Origin of the sequence: Agreia sp. PsM10 (assembly GCF_030433855.1) — a bacterium.
Taxonomy (GTDB): domain Bacteria; phylum Actinomycetota; class Actinomycetes; order Actinomycetales; family Microbacteriaceae; genus Agreia.
In genome coordinates, this window is the sequence record NZ_JARUXC010000001.1 from 313,468 (window position 1) to 334,064 (window position 20,597).

The window sequence follows — 20,597 nt, forward strand, 5'->3', positions numbered from 1 at the left end:
CGGACAGCTCTCTGTATAGAACCGCCTGCGTAGTACCGACCCGGCCTCAGGTCAGGAGCGGACAGCAGTGGAAGGAACCCCACACACGTGACTGACGTCAACCTCCGCGCCCCGGGCGCGGAAACCCGCTCAGACCTCGCCGGCCTCAAGGTCGCCGAGCTCCAGGCTCTCGCCAATGCCCTCGGCATCACCGGCGCCGCTCGCCTCCGCAAGGGCGAGCTCGTCCAGGCGATCACCGACCACCAGGCCGGCGATTCCGCATCGCCCGCATTCTCCGCCGACGGGACCATCGTCGCCTCCCCAGAAGAGGAGCCGACCGCGCAGCCCGCCCTGGTCGACCTCCCCTCGAACGACGCCGCGGAACCCGCGTCCGACACCGAGGCCGTCGCCGATGACGCCCCCGCTGCCGCGCCGCGCGATGACGCCGCATCGGTCGAACTCCCGCAGATCGAACTCCCCTCTGTCGACACGTCTGCGCCGCGCAAGCGCGCTCCGCGCCGTGCGAAGTCGGTCGACGGCGCAGGAGCCGTCGAGTCCGAGACGAGACTGCCCGCCGTCTCGCACGTCAACGCCAAGAGCGACGAGCTCTCGGCTCTGCTGCCCCCCGTCACCCGTGGCCGCGCCGCCGACAAGGACGCACGGTCGTCCGAGTCCCGCTCGACCGACTCCCGCTCATCGGAGAGCGGCTCGTCGGACGACACCGAGGAGCAGCGCTCCGAGCAGCCCCGCGAGCAGGGCGGCCGACAGGGTCGCAACCGCAATCGCAACCGCGACCGCGGCGGCAACCAGCAGGAGCGTCAGAACGCCCCCGAGCAGGCCGTCGACGCGCCGCAGCAGAACGAGCGCACGTCGGATCGCTCCGGCGGGGCACGCACTCAGAACGAGCGCGGCCAGAACGAGCGTGGCCAGAATGACCGTGCGCAGAACGAGCGCGGTCAGAACGAGCGTGGCCAGAACGAGAACGGCCAGAACGGTCGGGCTCAGAACGGTCGCAACCAGGGCGATCGCGTTCAGAACGAGCGCCTGCAGGGCGACCGTCCGCAGAACGACCGCTCCGACGCCAACGGACCCTCGCTCGACGACGACGGTCGCAACGACCGCAGCGCCCGCAACCGCTACCGCGATCGCAAGCGTCGCGGACAGACCGGCAACGACGAGCTCGAGCCCGAGATCAGCGAAGACGACGTCCTGATCCCGGTCGCCGGAATCCTCGACATCCTCGACAACTACGCGTTCGTGCGCACGAGCGGCTACCTGCCGGGCAACAACGACGTCTACGTCTCGCTCGGCCAGGTCAAGAAGTACAACCTGCGCAAGGGCGACGCCGTCGTCGGCTCGATCCGCCAGCCTCGCGAGGGCGACGGCAACGGACGCCAGAAGTACAACGCGATCGTCAAGATCGAGTCCATCAACGGGCTCCCCATCGACGAAGCGGCGAACCGCGTCGAGTTCAACAAGCTGACGCCGCTCTACCCCCAGGAGCGTCTGCGTCTGGAGACCGAGCCCGGCAAGCTGACGCAGCGCATCATCGACCTGGTCGCGCCGATCGGCAAGGGTCAGCGCGGGCTCATCGTCGCGCCGCCGAAGGCCGGCAAGACGATCGTCCTGCAGCAGATCGCCAACGCCATCTCGACGAACAACCCCGAGGTGCACCTCATGGTCGTTCTCGTCGATGAGCGTCCCGAAGAGGTCACCGACATGCAGCGCACGGTCAAGGGCGAGGTCATCGCCTCGACCTTCGACCGTCCCGCAGAAGACCACACCACTGTCGCCGAGCTCGCCATCGAGCGTGCCAAGCGCCTGGTCGAACTGGGACACGACGTCGTCGTGCTGCTCGACTCGATCACCCGCCTCGGACGCGCGTACAACCTGGCCTCGCCGGCATCCGGACGCATCCTCTCGGGCGGTGTCGACGCATCGGCGCTCTACCCGCCGAAGCGCTTCTTCGGTGCCGCGCGCAACATCGAGAACGGCGGCTCTCTGACCATTCTCGCGACCGCGCTCGTCGAGACCGGGTCGAAGATGGACGAGGTGATCTTCGAGGAGTTCAAGGGCACCGGCAACAGCGAGCTGCGCCTGTCGCGCCAGCTCGCCGACAAGCGCATCTTCCCGGCCGTCGATGTGAACGCATCGTCCACCCGTCGCGAAGAGCTGCTCATGGGCGTCGACGAGACGAAGATCACCTGGAAGCTGCGTCGCGCCCTCGCCGGTGTCGACCAGCAGCAGGCGCTCGAGATCGTTCTCGGTCGCCTCAAGGAGACCACGTCGAACGTCGAGTTCCTCATGCAGGTGCAGAAGACGATGCCGGCTCCCGCAGGTCACAACGGACGCGACCTGGAGAAGTAGGCCATGTTCGAGTCAGTTGAAACACTGCTGACCGAGCATGACGAGTTGCAGGAGCAGCTCGCCGATCCGGCGTTGCACTCGGATCCCGCCCGGTCGAAGAAGGTCAATCGTCGCTACGCGGAGCTGAGTCGCATCATCGCGGCCTATCGCCAGTGGCAGCAGCTCGAGAGCGACCTCGCGGCCGCACAGGAGATGGCCGCCGAGGACGCGTCGTTCGCCGAAGAGGTTCCCGGAATCACCGACGACCTCGCGGTCGCCGAGGAGCGGCTCCGCCGTCTCCTGATTCCTCGTGACCCGAACGACGGACGCGACGTGATCATGGAGATCAAGATGGGCGAGGGCGGCGCCGAGTCGGCGCTGTTCGCGGCCGATCTCCTGCGCATGTACCTGCACTATGCCGAGAGCAAGAAGTGGAAGACCGAGATCATCGAGCAGACCTCGAGCGACCTCGGCGGAATCAAGGACGTTCAGCTCGCCATCAAGGGCTCCTCGTCCGACCCGGCGCAGGGCGTCTGGGCGCACCTCAAGTACGAGGGTGGAGTCCACCGCGTGCAGCGCGTTCCCGCGACTGAGTCGCAGGGGCGCATCCACACGTCGGCAGCCGGCGTGCTCGTCTTTCCCGAGGTCGACGAGCCCGAAGAGGTGGAGATCAGCCCCAACGATCTCAAGATCGATGTCTACCGGTCCTCCGGGCCGGGCGGGCAGTCGGTCAACACGACCGACTCGGCCGTGCGCATCACACACCTTCCCACCGGCATCGTCGTGGCCATGCAGAACGAGAAGAGCCAGCTGCAGAACCGTGAGGCCGGTATGCGCGTTCTGCGCGCGCGCGTCCTCGCGCGCCAGCAGGAGGAGATCGACGCTGCGGCATCCGTGGTGCGCAAGAGCCAGATCCGCACGATGGACCGCTCCGAGCGCATCCGCACCTACAACTTCCCGGAGAACCGCATCGCAGATCACCGCACGGGATACAAGGCGTACAACCTCGACGGCGTCATGAACGGCGCCCTCGAGCCCGTGATCGAGTCGTGCATCGCCGCAGACGAGGAGGCACGCCTCCTGGAGCTCGGGGGAGCGGCGGAGTAATGAGCACCACGCTCCTCGAACCCACCGGAATTCTGCGGCCCCCCACTGTTCGGAGCATCCTCGAGCACGGCGTCTCCGTGCTCGCGCGCAGCGGCATCGCCGACCCCCAGGTCGACGCCGAGCTGCTGGTGGGCTTCGTGCTGGGAGCGAGCCGCGGTCAGGTGCAGGCCATGACCGTCACCGACAAGGCGCTCGGCGTCGAGGATGCCGTGGCGATCAGCGAGGCGATCGAACGCCGAGCCGCGAGAGAGCCGCTCCAGCACATCACCGGCGTCGCCTGGTTCCGCAATCTCGAACTCGAGGTCGGACCCGGCGTGTTCGTGCCGAGGCCCGAGACAGAATTCGTGGCCGGCCTCGCGATCGACTCCCTGAGATCCATCGTCATCGATCCGCGCCGCGAAGACGGCCCCATCGCCGTCGACCTCGGAACGGGCAGCGGCGCCATCGCCCTGTCGCTGGCCACGGAGGTGCCGCACGCCCAGGTGGTGGCCGTCGAGAACAGCTCGGCGGCCTTCGTCTGGACCAAGCAGAACTTCCGCCGGATCGGCGCAGAGAACGCGCGTCTCGTGTTCATCGACCTGCTCGACGCGGTTCCGGAGCTGGACGGCACCGTCTCGGTGGTCGTGTCGAATCCGCCGTACATTCCGGCACGCGCGATCCCGCGCGACCCCGAGGTCCGACTCTTCGACCCGGAGCACGCGCTCTACGGCGGCGAAGACGGTCTCGACGTCGTCAGGAACGTATCCCGGACCGGACTTCGCCTGCTGCACAAGGGCGGCGTGCTGGTGATCGAGCACGGCGAGCTGCAGGGCGGCGAGATCAGGCGGTTGCTGGATGCCGACGGCTGGCACGCCACCGCGACGCACCGCGACCTCACGGGTCGCGATCGCGCCACGACAGCGCTTCGCTGACGCCGCCGCTAAGCTGAGGCGGCGGAGGACCGAACCCGATCCGCGCCACCTCGAGAAACTGGAGTGATCATGGAACCGATCAGTGCAACCATCGGTGGCATCGTGCTGTTCGTCATCTTCGTGGCGACGGTGATCTCGATCGTGCGCAACCCGAACCACGGTTTCGTCGGCAAGCTCGTCTGGTTCATCGTGGTGCTCCTGCTGAACCTCGTCGGCTCGATCCTCTGGCTGCTCTTCGGTCGCGGCAAGGTCACGCGGTAGGGCTCCGCCCTTACCCCGAAGCGATGCCGAGGCTCGAGGCCGAGAGCGAGTCGACCTCTCGTCGGGCGCCGCTGATCGGTGCACTGACGGGCATCCGCGCGGTGGCCGCCTTCTGGGTCTTCCTGCGCCACTTCAGAACCGAGATCGTCGACGCGCTGGGCCCGGGCCCCGTCACGCAGCTCGTGATCCACATATCGTCGGCCGGCTACCTGGGCGTCGACCTCTTCTTCATCCTCAGCGGCTTCATCCTGACCTACACGCACCTCACGACGATGACGACGGGATACGGCTGGCGCAAGGCCGTCGGCTTCCTATGGCTTCGCCTCGCCCGGGTCTGGCCGCTGACGGCGTTCGTCCTCATGCTGTTCGGGGCATACTTCATCGCGCAGGCCCTGACGTCGGGCGATCCGTCATACCTCGCGCAGGCCGATCCCGGCCGTCTGCTCATGCACCTGACACTCCTGAACGGGTGGTTCCCCTCGACCCTCGACTGGAACGGGGTGGACTGGTCGGTGAGCGCCGAATGGATGGCATACCTGACCTTCGCCGTGGGTGTCGTCGGCCTCTCGCGATTCGCGGCCGTCGCATCCCGGCGCGTGATGATCACGGTGATCGTGCTGCTGATGCTGCCCGTCCTCATCGTCGGAGCCAGCATGCAGGACGACACGATCTTCCTGTTCGCGAACGACAGCTACGTCACGGCGGCGGGCGTGCTCCCCATCAGGGTGCTGGGGGAGTTCTGGATAGGCGCCGTGCTGTCGCTTCTGCTGCATCGCCACCTTGCCTCCGCGGCCCGGTCCGGCACCACCGGCCGGGTCCGACGTCTGCCCCTGGCCAGCCTGACCGCCGCGGCCTCGATCGTGGTGCTTCTCGTCGTGGCCTACAACGATCCGCTGACCTTCATGCGCGCCGGGCAGCAGGAGTTCCATGACGGCATCGACATGATCGCTCCCGCCGAATCGATCGTCGTGCTGCCGCTGTTCGTGGTGCTCATCGCCACGCTGGCCATCTGTCCCCGGGATCCGCTGTCCCGGCTCCTCAGCACGCGACCGCTCCTTCTCGCGGGTCGCGCGTCGTTCGCGTTCTACCTCGTGCATCCGCTGGTGATCGGAGCCGGTCTCCTCGCCGCGTCCGTCCTCGGCGCCGAGTCGGGTCCGCCACTGCTGCTCGTCGGCATCGGCACGGCCGCAGCGGCGTGGTTCAGTGCCTGGATTCTCTGGCGATTCATCGAGGAACCGGCCAGGAAACTGCTGCGTCGCATGCTGCCCGCTCACATCCGGGTCTGACCCGCCAGCGAAGCCTGTCGGGCCCGCGCAGACTCTGCGGCTATCATTGGGGTCGATATGGCTGCCCTCTATGACTGCTCGGTTCCGTCCGAGCTCCTGACGGGAATGCGACTCGCCCGCTCTGCGATCGGCCGTGGTGCCCTCGTCGTCATTCCGACCGACACCGTGTACGGCATCGCCGCCGACGCATTCAATCCCGTCGCGATCCAGGCCCTCCTCGACGCCAAGGGCCGCACCCGCAGCTCTCCGCCGCCCGTCCTGGTGCCCGGCGTCGCCACCCTCGACGCTCTCGCCGAGACCGTGAGCCAGCCCGTGCGCGACCTCGTCGACGCTTTCTGGCCCGGCGGACTCACCATCATCGTTCCCGCCCGTTCGTCCCTTGCCTGGGATCTCGGCGACACACGAGGAACGGTCGCCCTGCGGCAACCCTCCGACCCGATCGCTCTCGAGCTGCTCACCGAGGTGGGTCCGCTCGCCGTGTCGTCTGCGAATCTCACCGGACAGCCTGCGGCGACCACGGCATCCCTCGCTCTCGAGAGCCTCGGCGACAGCGTCGACGTCTACCTCGACGGCGGAGAGACCGAGACGGTGACCTCGACCATCGTCGATGCCAGTTCATTCGCCGCCGACGGCTCGATCCGCATCGTGCGTCACGGCGCCGTGTCGGAGGTCGAGCTGCGCGCCGTTCTGGGCGATGTGCTGCTCGGTTCCGATCGGCCCGTGGATCGACTGGACGGCTGATCCGTGCGGATCTACCTGCTCGTCGCCGCGATCTCGGCCGTCGTCACCTTCGGACTCGCCCTCGTCGTGTACAAGCTGAGCCACCGTTTCAGGCTCTACCCGAAGATCCGCGAACGCGATGTGCACACGCGGCCCACACCGCGCCTCGGCGGCATCGCCATGTTCATCGGCATGGTCGTGGCCTTCGCCGTCGCATCGCAGGTCGACGGCTTCCGGCTGGTGTTCGTCAATCCCGGGCCCGTCTTCGCCATCCTCGGGGCGGCCCTGATCATCGTGGTGATCGGCGTCATCGACGACCTCATTGACCTGGACTGGACGATCAAGCTTGCCGCTCAGATCATCGCGTCGTGGCTGCTGGTGTGGCAGGGGGTCGCGATCGTCTCGCTTCCGATCGCCGGCACGCTGGCCGTGGGATCGGGCGTCATGTCCCTCGTGATCAGCCTGTTCGCCGTCGTTCTGGTGATGAACGCCATCAACTTCATCGACGGTCTCGACGGCCTCGTGGCCGGCGTCTGCCTCATCGCCAACGGCGTGTTCTTCCTCTACACGTTCCTGTTGATCCAGGAGGGGTCGGCGACCGACTACTTCAACCTCGCCGCGCTGATCTCCGCCATCCTGATCGGAGCCTGCGCGGGATTCCTGCCCCTCAACTGGCACCCGGCCAAGCTCTTCATGGGCGACGCGGGAGCGATGCTGGTCGGGCTGCTGATGGCGACCAGTGCCATCGCGGTGACCGGCGTCATCGACCCGGCCACCTTGGGACGCCGTGAGCTGCTCCCGGCGTTCATCCCCATCCTGCTCCCGTTCGCCATCCTCGTGCTGCCGCTCCTCGACTTCGGGCTCGCCGTCTTCCGGCGCCTGCGGGCGGGAAAGAGTCCGTTCAGCGCCGATCGCAAGCACCTGCACCACCGCCTCCTCGACATGGGTCACTCGCACTTCCACGCGGTTCTGATCTTCTATGCCTGGACCGCGGTCGTCTCGGTCGGATGCCTGCTCTTCTTCCTCGTGCCCACGGGCTACGCGGTCGTCTTCCTTCTCGTCGGACTGATCGTGTGCACGGTCGTGACGCTCGCACCGCTCAGCCGTCGGAAGGTCGTCGAGGCGACGGCCCAGTCGACGGAGCCCGAGAGCCCGGAGGCGCCGATGGCGGCGTCCCTCGACCCGCTCGATGCCGCATCCGAATCCCTCTCACCCCCCGCCGAAACGAAAGGCGCCTAGCGTGTCGACTCCCTCCTCCCGAGCCACACCTGCTGTCACCGGCTCATCGGCACGACCCGTGTTCGTGCGCATTCTGAAACTGGGGGCGATCCTCGCCGTCGCCATCGCGGTGATCGGGGGAGTCGTCGGCTTTCTCGTCGATGGCGAACGCGGTCTGCTGAGCGCCCTGGTCGGCACGGCCATGGCCATTCTGTTCACGGGACTGACGGCCGCATCGATCCTCGTGGCCAATCGGTTCTCCGGCACGGAATTCTTCACCGCCATCTTCTTCGCCGTCGTGATGGGGGCGTGGATCGTGAAATTCGCGATCTTCCTCGTGCTCGTCTTCCTCCTGCGCGACGCCGAATGGATCAACCCGACGGTGATGTTCATCTGCATCATCGCCGGCGTGCTCGGCTCCCTCATCGTCGACGTCGTGGTGGTCGCTACATCCCGAATGGGGTATGTGAGCGACGTGACCCTGCCCGGAGAGTGAAAATCGGCCGCCGAGAGCCCTTCTGCGGCGTGAATCCGGCCTCTCGATTGGTCAGGCACCCCTAACTCTTGATAGGGTTATGAAGATCGTTCCGCTGCCTCCTTCGGGTTCTCACCCGCTGGCAGCACCCCCCATCATTCGTCGTCGCGAGAGCTTCGCTCCACGCCCCGAACCAGGAGATAGCGCTGTTAGCTAACGCTCTGAACTTGCTTGTGCCGTTGGCTGCCGATGATGGTGAATTCCACGGTCCGTCCATCGAGGAATTCTTCCCCGAAGTCATCTTCTTCCCCGGTACCCCCTTCGAGATCAACAGGGTCATCCTGATCCGCTTCATCGCTGTCGCGGCCATCCTGATCCTCTTCTGGCTCGGTACGCGAAAGATGAAGCTGGTTCCCACACGGGGCCAGAGCATCGCCGAGATGGCCCTCGACTTCGTGCGCGTCAACATCGCCGAAGACCTTCTGGGCAAGAAAGACGGCAAGCGCTTCCTGCCGATCCTGACCACGATCTTCTTCATGGTCCTGGCCATGAACCTCACGGGCATCATCCCGTTCCTGAACCTGGCCGGCACATCGGTCATCGGTGTTCCGCTCGTTCTGGCGGTGGTCGCCTACGTGACGTTCATCTACGCCGGAATCAAGAAGCACCCGGGGGCATTCTTCAAGAACGCGCTCTTCCCGCCCGGAGTCCCGCCGTTCCTCTACATCATCGTCACGCCGATCGAACTGGTCTCGACCTTCGTCCTGCGCCCCGTCACGCTGACCCTCCGACTGCTCATGAACATGGTCGTCGGTCACCTGCTGCTGGTGCTGTTCTTCGGCGCCACCTGGTTCTTCTTCTTCACGGCCGGTGGATGGTTCTCCCTCTTCGGTGTGGGAACCCTCGCCTTCGGCTTCGTCTTCACGCTCTTCGAGCTCCTCGTCGCCGTACTCCAGGCCTACGTCTTCACCCTGCTCACCGCTGTCTACACCCAGCTCGCGCTGGCTGAGGAACACTAAACGAATTAGGCGCCCGCCTCGTTCGACATCACGGAAGGAAACACACGTGGACGCAACAACCGTTCTCGCCGAGATCAACGGAAACATCGCGACGGTCGGTTATGGTCTCGCAGCCATCGGCCCGGCCATCGGCGTCGGTATCGTCGTTGGAAAGACCATCGAAGGTGTCGCCCGCCAGCCCGAGCTCGCAGGCCGCCTGCAGGTTCTGATGTACATCGGTATCGCCTTCACCGAGGCCCTGGCCTTCATCGGTATCGCGACCTACTTCATCTTCACGAACTAGTCCGTTTCACTCACTAACAGATAGGAGGCTGGAGTGCTTCACGCATTTCTAGCTGCCGCAGAGGAAACGGCCGAGACGACGAATCCGCTCATCCCAGAGGTCTACGACATCGTCTGGTCGGCGCTCTGCTTCGTCATCATCCTCTTCTTCTTCTGGAGGATGGTGCTTCCTCGCGTCAAGACGATGCTCGACGAGCGGTCCGCCGCCATCGAGGGCAACATCGCCAAGGCCGATGCCGCACAGGCACAGGCTGAGGCTGCACTCGAGGAGTACACGGCGCAGCTCGCCGAGGGTCGTGCCGAAGCCGGCAAGATCCGCGAGCAGGCACGTGCCGACGCTCTGAAGATCGCTGCGGACATCAAGGAGCAGGCCCAGGTCGACGCGGGTCGCATCCAGGCGCAGGCCACCAGCCAGATCGAGGCCGAGCGCCAGGCGGCCGTCGTGTCGCTGCGCGCAGAGGTCGGCAGTCTTGCACTCGACCTCGCGTCGGGAGTCATCGGGGAGTCCGTGAAGGACGACGCGAAGGCCGCAGGCATCGTCGATCGCTTCCTCGCCGACCTCGAGGCGTCCGAGGCATCAGCCCCGAGCGCCGGAAACAAGTAAGCACATGGGATCAGCGACCAGAGAAGCGATCGCCGGAGTCCGGGCCAGACTGGCCGGGCAGGGCGGTTCCGCCACCCTTGCCACGGGCGAGCAGCTGCTCTCCGCAGGTCGTGCCATCGGAGGTTCGTCGGCGCTCCTGTCTCTTCTGGCAGACCCGTCGGCCGACCAGGCATCGAAGTCCGGCGTCGTCGCCGAACTCTTCGGCTCCAAGCTCGACGCCGAGGCTGTTCGCATCCTCACCGACGTCGCGGCGAGCCGCTGGTCCAGCCACGACGATCTGCTCGAGGCGATCGAGGAGCTCGGTTTCCGTGTCCTCGCAGACTCCGCGACGAGCGCCGAATCGATCGAGGCAGAACTCGCCCGTTTCGGCGAGGCTGTCTCCACCAGCGACGAACTCGAGCTCGCGCTCGGGTCCAAGCTCGGTGCTGTCGATGCGAAGCTCTCGCTGGTCGACGCACTGCTCGACGGCAAGGCATCGCCCCAGACGGTCGCGATTGTTCGCCAGCTCGTCGCCCAGCCTCGAGGCCGCCGCATCGGCGAACTGCTTCGGGTGGCCGCCGGCATCGTGGCCGACCAGGCCGGCAAGTCGATCGCCACGGTCACCAGTGCCGCTCCCATCGCTCCCGCGCAACTGGAGCGACTCGAAAAGGGTCTGTCGGCGCTGTACGGACGTCCGCTGTCCGTGAACCAGCAGATCGATCCCGCCCTCATCGGCGGTCTTCGCATCCAGGTGGGAGATGATGTCATCGACGGCAGCGTCTCCGCCCGCATCAACGATTTGAGACTTCAGCTCGCTGGCTAGCCCCTCCCGGCTCGCTTGCTACACGCCGGAGCGAATCCTTCGGCAGAAAAAGGAAAAACGATGGCAGAACTATCGATCAGCCCCGACGAGATCCGTGGTGCTCTTCAGGACTTCGTGAAGTCCTACGAGCCCGGCAAGGCGACCAAGACCGAGGTCGGTTACGTCACCGACGCCGGCGACGGCATCGCGCATGTCGAGGGTCTTCCGGGCGTAATGGCCAACGAACTGATTCGCTTCGCCGACGGAACGCTGGGTCTTGCCCAGAACCTCGACGAGGACGAGGTCGGTGTCATCATCCTGGGCGAGTTCTCGGGCATCGTCGAGGGCATGGAGGTGCAGCGCACGGGCGAGGTCCTCTCGGTTCCCGTCGGCGACGCATACCTCGGCCGCGTGGTCGACCCCCTGGGCAACCCGATCGACGGTCTCGGCGAGATCGTGTCTGAGGGTCGCCGTGCTCTCGAGCTGCAGGCGCCCGGCGTCATGCAGCGCAAGAGCGTGCACGAGCCCATGCAGACCGGCATCAAGGCGATCGACGCCATGATCCCCGTCGGTCGCGGCCAGCGACAGCTCATCATCGGTGACCGCCAGACGGGCAAGACGGCGATCGCGATCGACACGATCATCAACCAGAAGGCCAACTGGGAGTCGGGCGACGTCAACAAGCAGGTTCGCTGCATCTACGTCGCGATCGGCCAGAAGGGCTCGACCATCGCCTCGGTGAAGGGCGCCCTCGAAGACGCCGGAGCGCTCGAGTACACGACGATCGTCGCCTCGCCCGCATCCGACCCCGCCGGATTCAAGTACCTCGCCCCCTACACGGGTTCGGCCATCGGCCAGCACTGGATGTACGGCGGCAAGCACGTGCTCATCATCTTCGACGACCTGTCGAAGCAGGCCGAGGCCTACCGCGCCGTGTCACTGCTTCTTCGCCGTCCGCCGGGACGCGAGGCATACCCCGGTGACGTGTTCTACCTGCACTCCCGTCTGCTCGAACGTTGCGCCAAGCTCTCCGACGAGCTGGGTGCCGGATCGATGACGGGTCTGCCGATCATCGAGACCAAGGCGAACGACGTCTCGGCCTACATTCCCACGAACGTGATCTCGATCACCGACGGACAGATCTTCCTGCAGTCCGACCTCTTCAACGCCAACCAGCGCCCCGCGGTCGACGTCGGCATCTCCGTGTCGCGTGTCGGTGGCGATGCTCAGGTGAAGTCGATCAAGAAGGTCTCGGGAACGCTCAAGCTCGAGCTGGCCCAGTACCGTTCGCTCGAGGCATTCGCGATGTTCGCATCCGACCTCGACCCCGCTTCGCGCCGCCAGCTCGCTCGTGGAGCCCGCCTGACGGAACTCCTCAAGCAGCCTCAGTACTCGCCGTACCCCGTCGAAGACCAGGTCGTCGCGATCTGGGCCGGCACCAACGGCAAGCTCGACGAGGTCCCGGTCGAGGACATCCTGCGCTTCGAGCGCGAGCTCCTCGACTATCTCGCCCGCAACACCCAGGTGCTCACCACGCTGCGCGAGTCCAACGTGCTGTCGGACGAGACGGCGTCGCTGCTCGATTCCGAGGTCGACAAGTTCAAGCTCGAGTTCCAGACGGGCGAGGGCAAGCCGCTCGCCTCTGTCGGGCGCGAGGAGTTCACGGCGACCAAGGTTGAGGACGTCAACCAGGAAAAGATCGTGAAGGGTCGCCGCTAACTTATGGGAGCGCAACTCCGCGTCTATCGGCAGAAGATCAAGTCTGCCCAGACGACCAAGAAGATCACCAGGGCCATGGAGCTCATCTCCGCGTCGCGCATTCAAAAGGCGCAGGCTCGGGTTGCGGCATCCACCCCGTATTCGCGAGCGATCACCCGCGCGGTGTCGGCCGTGGCGTCGTACTCGAATGTCGAGCACATCCTCACGACCGAACCCGAGAAGATCGAGCGCGCGGCGATCGTCATCTTCTCGAGTGACCGAGGCCTGGCCGGTGCCTTCAACAGCAACGTCCTGAAGGAGTCGGAGCAGCTCGCAGAACTGCTGCGGAGCCAGGGCAAGGATGTCGTGTACTTTTTGGTCGGCCGCAAGGCGAACGCGTACTTCGCGTTCCGTCGGCGGGCGTCCGAGAAGACGTGGCAGGGCGGCACCGACAACCCCGAGTTCGAGACGGCGAAGGAGATCGGGGATGCGATCCTCGAGTCCTTCCTGAAGCCGGCCTCCGAAGGCGGCGTCGACGAGATCCATATCGTCTACAACCGCTTCGTGTCGATGCTCGTGCAGGTTCCTGAGGTTGTTCGCCTGCTTCCGCTCGAGGTGGTCGAGGGTGTCGAGGAGCCCGACTCGAAGGCGGTTCTGCCGCTCTACGAGTTCGAGCCCGATGCCGCGTCCGTTCTCGATTCGTTGCTTCCCGTCTACATCGAGTCGCGTCTGTTCAACGCCATGCTCCAGTCCGCTGCCGCCAAGCACGCTGCGACGCAGAAGGCCATGAAGGCTGCAAGCGACAACGCGGATGGCCTCATCCGCGACTACACACGGTTGGCGAACAATGCTCGCCAGTCCGAGATCACCCAACAGATTTCCGAGATCGTCGGCGGCGCCGACGCGCTGAGCTCGGCAAAGTAGCGCGAAAGAAGAGAGAAGCAATGACACTGACCGCACCTGAAGCTGCGACGACGACTGCGCCCGGCGCTGTCGGCCGCATCGCCCGCGTCACCGGCCCTGTCGTGGACATCGAGTTCCCCCACGACTCGATCCCGGGCATCTACAACGCCCTCAAGACCACGATCGCCATTCCGGGCGCTCCCGAGACCGTGCTCACCCTCGAGGTCGCACAGCACCTCGGAGACGACCTGGTTCGCGCCATCGCCCTGAAGCCGACCGACGGTCTCGTCCGCGGCCAGGAGGTCACCGACACGGGTGAGCCCATCACGGTTCCCGTCGGCGACGTCACCAAGGGCAAGGTCTTCAACGTCATCGGCGAAGTTCTCAACGCTGAGCCGGGCGAGAAGATCGAGATCACGGAGCGCTGGCCCATCCACCGCAAGCCCCCGGCGTTCGACCAGCTGGAGTCGAAGACGGAGCTCTTCGAGACCGGCATCAAGGTCATCGACCTCCTGACGCCGTACGTGCAGGGTGGAAAGATCGGCCTGTTCGGAGGCGCCGGCGTCGGCAAAACCGTTCTGATCCAGGAGATGATCCAGCGCGTCGCGCAGGACCACGGTGGAGTGTCGGTGTTCGCCGGTGTCGGTGAGCGCACCCGTGAGGGCAACGACCTCATCGCCGAGATGGAGGAGGCCGGTGTCTTCGACAAGACGGCCCTCGTGTTCGGCCAGATGGACGAGCCGCCGGGAACGCGTCTGCGCGTCGCCCTGTCGGCGCTGACCATGGCGGAGTACTTCCGTGACGTGCAGAAGCAGGACGTGCTGCTCTTCATCGACAACATCTTCCGCTTCACTCAGGCCGGTTCAGAGGTCTCCACGCTGCTCGGCCGCATGCCGTCCGCCGTGGGATACCAGCCGAACCTCGCCGACGAGATGGGAATCCTGCAGGAGCGCATCACCTCGACCCGCGGTCACTCGATCACCTCGCTGCAGGCGATCTACGTTCCCGCCGACGACTACACCGACCCGGCCCCGGCCACGACGTTCGCGCACCTCGACGCGACGACCGAGCTGTCGCGTGAGATCGCGTCGAAGGGCCTGTACCCGGCCGTCGACCCGCTGACGTCGACCAGTCGCATCCTCGACCCCCGCTACTTGGGTGAGGATCACTACAACACCGCGGTGCGCATCAAGGCGATCCTCCAGAAGAACAAGGAACTCCAGGAGATCATCGCCATCCTCGGTGTGGACGAGCTGTCCGAAGAAGACAAGATCACCGTGTCGCGCGCCCGCCGCATCCAGCAGTTCCTGTCGCAGAACACCTACATGGCCAAGAAGTTCACGGGCGTCGAGGGTTCGACGGTTCCGCTGAAGGACACGATCGAGTCGTTCTCCGCGATCGCCAACGGTGATTTCGACCACGTGGCCGAGCAGGCCTTCTTCAACGTCGGTGGCATCAACGACGTCGAAGAGAAGTGGGCCCAGATCCAGAAAGAGAACGGCTAGTCATGGCTTCGCCGCTCAGCGTGAGTGTCGTCTCGGCCGACCAGGAAGTCTGGTCGGGCGAGGCGACGATGGTCATCGCCAAGACCGTCGAAGGCGAGATCGGCATCCTGGCCGGGCACGAACCCCTTCTGGCCATCCTGGCCGAAGGCGAGGTCCGTGTGACCCAGTCGTCGGGTGCTCGCATCACTGCCCAGGCCGACGACGGATTCCTGTCGGTCGAGAACAACACCATCACCATCGTCGCGCGCAACGCGGCACTCGTTTAACCTAAGCAGGCAGTCCACCTCGTGCTCATCCTCCTTCCGCCGTCCGAGACGAAGCGGGAGGGGGGTGACGAGGGACCGCTCGATGTATCCCGGTTGCGGTTTCCGTCGCTGACGGCGACGAGGCGACGCCTCCTGCGTGAAGTGCGCACTCTGTCTCGCGACGAGGCCGCGAGTGTGAAGGCCTTGAAGATCAGCGCCCGCCAGCTGCCCGAGGTGGCGCGGAATCGCAGCGTGACGACCTCCCCGACCATGCCCGCCATCGACCGGTACACCGGGGTCGTCTTCGATGCACTGGATGCGCAGAGTCTCACCCCGGAGGCGCGGTCTTTCGCGGCGTCCCACCTCGTGATCCAATCGGCCCTGCTCGGGCCTATCGGTGGCCTGGACGAGATCCCGGCATACCGACTCTCCCACGATTCGAAGCTGCCCGGCGTGCATCTGGCGAAGACGTGGGCGCCGCTCGTGCCGGCGGAGATCGGCGCCGGTGACGAGCTCGTGCTCGATTGTCGTTCCGAGGCCTACGTCGCGCTGTCGCCTCTGACAGGCCGCACGAATTGCTGGTTCCTGCGCGTCGTCACGGAGTCCGACGACGGCAGCGTGCGTGCGCTCAACCACTTCAACAAGAAATCGAAGGGGCTTCTCACTCGGGCTCTGCTGCTGCACGCTCGAGACCTGGTGTCGATCGACGAGGTGATCGCTGTGGCGCATACGGCCGGCATGCGCATGGAACGTGGTGGACCGGGCGAGGTTCTCCTCTACGCCCCCGCGCCCTGACTAAGCCCCGCCGATCTCCTCGTCGACGGAATCGCGGTGACGCTAGTCTTGCTGCATGACCTCGACCTATGACTCCGACGGTTCCGCGTCAGGCGCTGCCGCAGCTCTGCTCATCACCATTCTGTTCTCCGCGTTCTATGTCGTGATCTTTGCGGCCGTCTATGTGGTCTCGTCATGGTTTCTGAGCAAGATCTTCGTGAAGGCCGGGGAGCCCGCTTGGAAGGGCTGGGTGCCCGTGTACAACTCCTGGACATTCCTCGAGCTCGGGGGTCAGGCGGGGTGGTGGGCTCTGGTCGCGTTCGTGCCGTTCGTGGGCATCGCATCGACGGTGTTCCTCTGCATCGCCGCTTACAACATCGGTCTGCGGTTCGCCAAGTCCAGCGCATGGGTGGTCCTGTACATCTTCGTTCCGTATGTATGGTGGGGCATCCTCGCGTTCGACCGCTCGGTCTGGAACCCGCAGCCGCTCGCGGGCATCTTCGTGGCTCCGGACTGGGCCAGGCCCACGAGCGCCATCCTGCGATACGTGCCCCAGGCCCGGCCTGTCTACGCGCCCCAGCCACAGCAGCAGCAACCCCAAGACCCGCAGAACCCTCAGGGCCCGCAGAACCCGATGTACTGACTCAGTGTCGGCTCGCCGCCAACTCGTCTCCTCGGGCGCAGCCGACGGCGTGGTCGTTGATAAGTCCCGCAGCCTGCATGAGTGCGTGCATCGTCGTCGGCCCGACGAATGAAAGGCCGAGGCGGCGGAGCGCCGTGCTGAGGGCCGTCGATTCGGCGGTGACCGACAGAACCTGATCGATGGTCTCCGGGCGGGTGTGCGAGGCGGGGGCGTGGCCCCAGACGAGGCGGTCGAGGGCACCCGGATCGTCTGAGATGAGGTTCTCGACCACCCTCGCGTTCGTGATGGTGGCCAGAATCTTCTGGCGATTGCGGATGATCGAGGGGTCGCCGGCGAGCTCGTCGGCCTTCGCCTCGTCGTAGCGGGCCACACTCGCGATCGAGAAGTCGTCGAAGGCGGATCGGAAGGCCGCCCGCCGCCGCAGAATGGTTATCCACGAGAGTCCGGCCTGGAAGCCCTCGAGTGCGATCGTCTCGAACAGGGCCTGATCGCCGTGGAGAGGCATCCCCCATTCCTCGTCGTGGTAGCGCCGATATTCGGGATCGTCGGAGACCCAGCCGCATCGTGCAACGCCGTCGTCGGCGGTCGTGATCAGTTCTCGTGTCATGGTTCCGACAGTATCGCCGGACCTCGCGATCGTGCGGGGCGCCGGAGCCGCCGTGCATCGGGGAGCCCTGGTCTGGCACGCGTGGAACTCTTCGAAAACGCTCCTCCACATCGGTGGCAGTCGGTGATCGCTCCCCAGAGAGGCGACTCGGTGCACCGCCCCTGCACCGAGCGGGCCATCGTTTCGGCCATGACTTCAGTGGTGAAAGCAAAGAATCCAGCAGACTTCCTCATCGCGCTTCCGCGAATCCTGGGCTACACGCCCACGAACAGCATCGTCGTGCAGACGTTTCAGAGCAGACGCACCGCGGCCTCGTTGCGGGTGGACCTTCCTCCTGACGAGAGGTCCGCCCCTCCGACCGCCGTCGCCGACGCCATCATCAGATTGATCAGCCGCGTCCCGGGCATCGACGCCGTGCTCGTGGTGATCTACACCGATGAGGAGTGGGGGCAGCCCGACCGGCTTCCGCATGCGGCCGTCGTGGAGTCGATCGTCACGCGGATGGCGTCGGCCGGTCTCGGCATCGTCGACGCGATGTGCTGCTCCGCGGGTGGCTGGGCGTCCTACCTCGATGCCGAACACGGCGTCATCGACGAGCAGCAGACATCCCGTATCTCGACCGAGCTCGACGCCGCGGGCGCGCCGCACGATGTCGTCGGAATCACGCAGGGAGCTCACCCGATAGCTCCGATGCCGCCGGAGCAGCGCGCAGAGGTGGCCGACTCGGCCACGGCGATCACGCACGACGTGCACGAGCGGGAGCGACTGTGGGAGTGGTCCGAGGCATCCACACTCTGGGCCGACGCGATCGAATCCGCCCCGTGCGACATCCCGCCCGAGGCGATGGCAGCCCTGCTGTGGAGCATCCGGGACAAAGGGGTGCGAGATTGCGTGCTGATGTTCCTCGCGTGGGGTGGCGACGCCGGCGACCGGGCATCGGTCGACACGCAGCTGCTGCAGCGAGGCGTTCCGGTATCGTCCGGCTCCATTCTCGAGACGTTCGTCGGCGACGGACGCACCGCGCCCGACGGGCTGCGCCTCGAGGGCGCCGTGCGACTCCTCAGACACCTGGTGTCGCTTGCTCCGCGCCCCTGGCAGCTTGCACCCCTCACCATGCTCGCCTGGTTCGAGTGGGCCCGGGGTCAGGGCTCGGCCGCGGGGGACTACCTCGACGATGCCCTCTCGATCGGACCTGGGTACGAACTGGCCCGACTGTTCGAACAGCTGATGAGAACCGGGCGGGTGCCCGACTGGATCGGCAGGTCGCCGAACTAGACCTCGGTCAGAGTCGACTCCACGCCTCGGTGAGCACGCCACGCAGGATCTGCTCGATCTCGTCGAATTCGGGCGCACCGATCGTCAGGGGAGGGGCGAGCTGAATGACCGGATCGCCCCTGTCATCGGCGCGACAGTAGAGGCCGGCCTCGAAGAGCGCCTTCGAGAGGAAGCCCCTGAGCAGTCTCTCGGACTCCTCGTCGTCGAACGTCTCCTTGGTCGACTTGTCCTTCACCAGTTCGATTCCGAAGAAGTATCCGTCGCCGCGCACGTCGCCGACGATGGGCAGATCGCTCAACTTCTCCAGCGTCGATCGGAAGAGCGGCGAGTTGGTACGGACGTTCTCGTTGAGCTTCTCGTCTTCGAAGATGTCCAGGTTCGCCAGTGCGACGGCGGCCGACACAGGGTGTCCACCGAAGGTGTAGCCATGGGCGAACGAGGTCGAACCGTGGCGGAACGGCTCGTAGATGCGGTCGCTGACGATCGTCGCGCCGATGGGGGAGTACCCGCTCGTCATGCCCTTCGCGCAGGTGATCATGTCGGGCACATACCCGTACTCGTCGCAGGCGAACATGTGGCCGATGCGCCCGAATGCGCAGATCACCTCGTCGCTGACCAGCAGCACGTCGTAGCGGTCGCAGATCTCGCGCACCCGCTGGAAGTACCCGGGCGGCGGGGGAAAGCAGCCGCCGGAGTTCTGAACGGGTTCGAGGAAGACCGCCGCAACCGTGTCCGGTCCTTCGAACTGGATCATCTCCTCGATGCGGTCTGCGGCCCAGATGCCGAACGCGACAGGATCGTCGCCATGCTCCATTGCTCGATAGAAGTTCGTGTTCGGCACACGGAAACCGCCCGGCGTCACCGGCTCGAACATCGACTTCATCGCCGGAATTCCGGTCACCGCCAGTGCGCCCTGGGTGGTGCCGTGGTAGGCAACGGCCCGCGAGATGACCTTGTGCTTGTTCGGTCGTCCCTGCAGTTTCCAGAACTGCTTCGCCAGCTTGAACGCCGTCTCGACCGCCTCGCCGCCGCCGGTCGAGAAGAACACCCGATTGAGATCACCGGGCGCGTAGTGGGCCAGTCGCTCCGCGAGTTCGATGGCGTTCGGATGCGCGTACGACCAGATAGGGAAGAAGGCCAGTTCCTCAGCCTGGCGCGCCGCGGTCTCGGCCAGTCGCCGACGGCCATGGCCGGCGTTCACCACGAACAGACCAGACAGCCCGTCGATGTACTTTCTGCCACGACTGTCCCAGATGTGATGACCCTCGCCACGCGTGATGATGGGCACTCCGGCCCCGGACTCCATCACCGACTGACGGCTGAAATGCATCCACAGGTGCTCCGCCGCCTTTCGCTGCAGCTCGGCCTCATCGGCGTCGGAATAGGCATCGTTGTTCATCGGGTACCCCAGTTGTAGAGCTGCTTGTGCAGCTTCAGATAGACGAACGTCTCGGTCGAGATGACGCCCTCCAGATGCCTGATCTGCGAATTGAGCAGGCTGATGAGATCGTCGTCGCTCTCGCACACGACCTCGGCCATGATGTCGAAGGTGCCGGCGGTGAGCACGACGTAGTCGACCGCCGGTATCGCCGCGAGGGCATCGGCCACGATGCGCGTGTCTCCCGAGACCTTGAGCCCGATCATCGCCTGCCTGTAGAACCCGAGCTGCAGGGGATCGGTGACGGCGACAATCTGCATCACTCCCGAGTCCGTGAGCTTCTGCACACGCTGCCGCACGGCGGCCTCGCTGAGACCGACGGCCTTGCCGATCTCGGCGTACGAACGTCTGCCGTCCACCTGCAGCTGCTCGATGATCGCCTTGGACGTGTCATCGAGATGGGTCTGTCGCGACTTCGGGGCCATAGTTCGATTCTGTCAGCGGTTTGACCGGTCGGCAAATGAATCCGTCGTTGTTCGTTGTTGCAGCCGCGAAATCGGTTGAATCGTTCAGGGGCGCG

At 65.6% G+C, this 20,597-nt stretch carries 22 protein-coding genes; 19 read left to right on the forward strand and 3 right to left on the reverse strand.

Annotated elements, in window-relative coordinates:
• Window positions 1–87 precede the first annotated feature (87 nt).
• From rho to QCD70_RS01580, 18 genes are all read left to right on the forward strand, one after another.
• Window positions 88–2,346 carry a transcription termination factor Rho gene (gene rho / locus QCD70_RS01495; RefSeq protein WP_301213348.1) on the forward strand — a complete coding sequence of 753 codons (2,259 nt, stop codon included), beginning with the start codon at window positions 88–90 and terminating at the stop codon, window positions 2,344–2,346.
• A 3-nt stretch (window positions 2,347–2,349) separates the two neighbouring features.
• Window positions 2,350–3,432 (forward strand): peptide chain release factor 1, encoded by a 1,083-nt coding sequence (gene prfA, locus QCD70_RS01500; protein WP_055929431.1) that lies wholly within the window; start codon window positions 2,350–2,352, stop codon window positions 3,430–3,432.
• Window positions 3,432–4,343, forward strand: a complete 912-nt coding sequence (gene prmC / locus QCD70_RS01505; protein WP_301213351.1) for a peptide chain release factor N(5)-glutamine methyltransferase — start codon at window positions 3,432–3,434, stop codon at window positions 4,341–4,343. Before prfA ends, prmC begins: the two co-directional genes overlap by 1 nt.
• A gap of 69 nt (window positions 4,344–4,412) precedes the next feature.
• Window positions 4,413–4,604 carry a PLDc N-terminal domain-containing protein gene (locus QCD70_RS01510; protein WP_301213352.1) on the forward strand — a complete coding sequence of 64 codons (192 nt, stop codon included), beginning with the start codon at window positions 4,413–4,415 and terminating at the stop codon, window positions 4,602–4,604.
• 23 nt (window positions 4,605–4,627) lie between these two features.
• Window positions 4,628–5,890, forward strand: coding sequence for an acyltransferase family protein (locus QCD70_RS01515; protein WP_301213353.1), 1,263 nt, complete (start codon window positions 4,628–4,630; stop codon window positions 5,888–5,890).
• A 57-nt stretch (window positions 5,891–5,947) separates the two neighbouring features.
• The gene (locus QCD70_RS01520; RefSeq protein WP_301213355.1) at window positions 5,948–6,631 is read left to right on the forward strand and encodes an L-threonylcarbamoyladenylate synthase; all 684 of its coding nucleotides are present in this window, start codon (window positions 5,948–5,950) and stop codon (window positions 6,629–6,631) included.
• Window positions 6,632–6,634: 3 nt separating this feature from the next.
• On the forward strand, window positions 6,635–7,849 hold the full coding sequence (locus QCD70_RS01525; RefSeq protein WP_301213356.1) for an MraY family glycosyltransferase: 1,215 nt from the start codon (window positions 6,635–6,637) through the stop codon (window positions 7,847–7,849).
• 1 nt (window position 7,850) lies between these two features.
• Window positions 7,851–8,324 (forward strand): hypothetical protein, encoded by a 474-nt coding sequence (locus tag QCD70_RS01530; RefSeq protein ID WP_301213357.1) that lies wholly within the window; start codon window positions 7,851–7,853, stop codon window positions 8,322–8,324.
• Between the two features lie 200 nt (window positions 8,325–8,524).
• On the forward strand, window positions 8,525–9,322 hold the full coding sequence (gene atpB / locus QCD70_RS01535; protein WP_301213488.1) for a F0F1 ATP synthase subunit A: 798 nt from the start codon (window positions 8,525–8,527) through the stop codon (window positions 9,320–9,322).
• A gap of 46 nt (window positions 9,323–9,368) precedes the next feature.
• Window positions 9,369–9,605, forward strand: coding sequence for an ATP synthase F0 subunit C (gene atpE / locus QCD70_RS01540; RefSeq protein WP_079728361.1), 237 nt, complete (start codon window positions 9,369–9,371; stop codon window positions 9,603–9,605).
• Window positions 9,606–9,638: 33 nt separating this feature from the next.
• Window positions 9,639–10,208 carry a F0F1 ATP synthase subunit B gene (locus QCD70_RS01545; protein ID WP_301213358.1) on the forward strand — a complete coding sequence of 190 codons (570 nt, stop codon included), beginning with the start codon at window positions 9,639–9,641 and terminating at the stop codon, window positions 10,206–10,208.
• Between the two features lie 4 nt (window positions 10,209–10,212).
• Complete coding sequence (locus QCD70_RS01550) at window positions 10,213–11,010, forward strand: F0F1 ATP synthase subunit delta (RefSeq protein ID WP_301213359.1); 798 nt, start codon at window positions 10,213–10,215, stop codon at window positions 11,008–11,010.
• Between the two features lie 60 nt (window positions 11,011–11,070).
• The gene (gene atpA / locus QCD70_RS01555; protein ID WP_301213360.1) at window positions 11,071–12,708 is read left to right on the forward strand and encodes a F0F1 ATP synthase subunit alpha; all 1,638 of its coding nucleotides are present in this window, start codon (window positions 11,071–11,073) and stop codon (window positions 12,706–12,708) included.
• A 3-nt stretch (window positions 12,709–12,711) separates the two neighbouring features.
• Window positions 12,712–13,611, forward strand: coding sequence for a F0F1 ATP synthase subunit gamma (locus tag QCD70_RS01560; RefSeq protein WP_301213361.1), 900 nt, complete (start codon window positions 12,712–12,714; stop codon window positions 13,609–13,611).
• Between the two features lie 20 nt (window positions 13,612–13,631).
• Window positions 13,632–15,095, forward strand: coding sequence for a F0F1 ATP synthase subunit beta (gene atpD, locus QCD70_RS01565; protein ID WP_044438700.1), 1,464 nt, complete (start codon window positions 13,632–13,634; stop codon window positions 15,093–15,095).
• A gap of 2 nt (window positions 15,096–15,097) precedes the next feature.
• Complete coding sequence (locus QCD70_RS01570; protein WP_301213362.1) at window positions 15,098–15,361, forward strand: F0F1 ATP synthase subunit epsilon; 264 nt, start codon at window positions 15,098–15,100, stop codon at window positions 15,359–15,361.
• A gap of 21 nt (window positions 15,362–15,382) precedes the next feature.
• Window positions 15,383–16,135 (forward strand): YaaA family protein, encoded by a 753-nt coding sequence (locus QCD70_RS01575; RefSeq protein ID WP_301213363.1) that lies wholly within the window; start codon window positions 15,383–15,385, stop codon window positions 16,133–16,135.
• Window positions 16,136–16,190: 55 nt separating this feature from the next.
• Entirely contained in the window at window positions 16,191–16,757 is a 567-nt protein-coding gene (locus QCD70_RS01580; RefSeq protein WP_301213364.1) for a DUF5684 domain-containing protein, read from the forward strand.
• 1 nt (window position 16,758) lies between these two features.
• On the opposite strand, the gene QCD70_RS01585 is transcribed toward QCD70_RS01580, so the two are convergent.
• Entirely contained in the window at window positions 16,759–17,364 is a 606-nt protein-coding gene (locus QCD70_RS01585) for a DNA-3-methyladenine glycosylase I (protein ID WP_301213365.1), read from the reverse strand.
• A gap of 189 nt (window positions 17,365–17,553) precedes the next feature.
• Here QCD70_RS01585 and QCD70_RS01590 point away from each other — a divergent pair, with 189 nt between their 5' ends.
• On the forward strand, window positions 17,554–18,639 hold the full coding sequence (locus QCD70_RS01590; protein WP_301213366.1) for a DUF4192 domain-containing protein: 1,086 nt from the start codon (window positions 17,554–17,556) through the stop codon (window positions 18,637–18,639).
• Window positions 18,640–18,646: 7 nt separating this feature from the next.
• On the opposite strand, the gene QCD70_RS01595 is transcribed toward QCD70_RS01590, so the two are convergent.
• Together QCD70_RS01595 and QCD70_RS01600 are read right to left on the reverse strand one after the other, a co-directional pair.
• Entirely contained in the window at window positions 18,647–20,038 is a 1,392-nt protein-coding gene (locus QCD70_RS01595; protein ID WP_301213367.1) for an aspartate aminotransferase family protein, read from the reverse strand.
• The gene (locus QCD70_RS01600; protein ID WP_301213368.1) at window positions 20,035–20,502 is read right to left on the reverse strand and encodes an Lrp/AsnC family transcriptional regulator; all 468 of its coding nucleotides are present in this window, start codon (window positions 20,500–20,502) and stop codon (window positions 20,035–20,037) included. Before QCD70_RS01600 ends, QCD70_RS01595 begins: the two co-directional genes overlap by 4 nt.
• Between the last annotated feature and the right edge of the window lie 95 nt (window positions 20,503–20,597).

Bases quoted from the DNA above. Each gene is read 5' to 3' on its own strand.
- QCD70_RS01590 (WP_301213366.1), top strand. From the start codon at position 17,554: ATGACTTCAGTGGTGAAAGCAAAGAATCCAGCAGACTTCCTCATCGCG.
- atpD (WP_044438700.1), top strand. From the start codon at position 13,632: ATGACACTGACCGCACCTGAAGCTGCGACGACGACTGCGCCCGGCGCT.
- QCD70_RS01580 (WP_301213364.1), top strand. From the start codon at position 16,191: ATGACCTCGACCTATGACTCCGACGGTTCCGCGTCAGGCGCTGCCGCA.
- QCD70_RS01515 (WP_301213353.1), top strand. From the start codon at position 4,628: ATGCCGAGGCTCGAGGCCGAGAGCGAGTCGACCTCTCGTCGGGCGCCG.
- atpA (WP_301213360.1), top strand. From the start codon at position 11,071: ATGGCAGAACTATCGATCAGCCCCGACGAGATCCGTGGTGCTCTTCAG.
- QCD70_RS01570 (WP_301213362.1), top strand. From the start codon at position 15,098: ATGGCTTCGCCGCTCAGCGTGAGTGTCGTCTCGGCCGACCAGGAAGTC.
- QCD70_RS01510 (WP_301213352.1), top strand. From the start codon at position 4,413: ATGGAACCGATCAGTGCAACCATCGGTGGCATCGTGCTGTTCGTCATC.
- QCD70_RS01595 (WP_301213367.1), bottom strand. From the start codon at position 20,038: ATGAACAACGATGCCTATTCCGACGCCGATGAGGCCGAGCTGCAGCGA.
- QCD70_RS01600 (WP_301213368.1), bottom strand. From the start codon at position 20,502: ATGGCCCCGAAGTCGCGACAGACCCATCTCGATGACACGTCCAAGGCG.
- prmC (WP_301213351.1), top strand. From the start codon at position 3,432: ATGAGCACCACGCTCCTCGAACCCACCGGAATTCTGCGGCCCCCCACT.
- prfA (WP_055929431.1), top strand. From the start codon at position 2,350: ATGTTCGAGTCAGTTGAAACACTGCTGACCGAGCATGACGAGTTGCAG.
- QCD70_RS01520 (WP_301213355.1), top strand. From the start codon at position 5,948: ATGGCTGCCCTCTATGACTGCTCGGTTCCGTCCGAGCTCCTGACGGGA.
- QCD70_RS01560 (WP_301213361.1), top strand. From the start codon at position 12,712: ATGGGAGCGCAACTCCGCGTCTATCGGCAGAAGATCAAGTCTGCCCAG.
- QCD70_RS01585 (WP_301213365.1), bottom strand. From the start codon at position 17,364: ATGACACGAGAACTGATCACGACCGCCGACGACGGCGTTGCACGATGC.
- QCD70_RS01550 (WP_301213359.1), top strand. From the start codon at position 10,213: ATGGGATCAGCGACCAGAGAAGCGATCGCCGGAGTCCGGGCCAGACTG.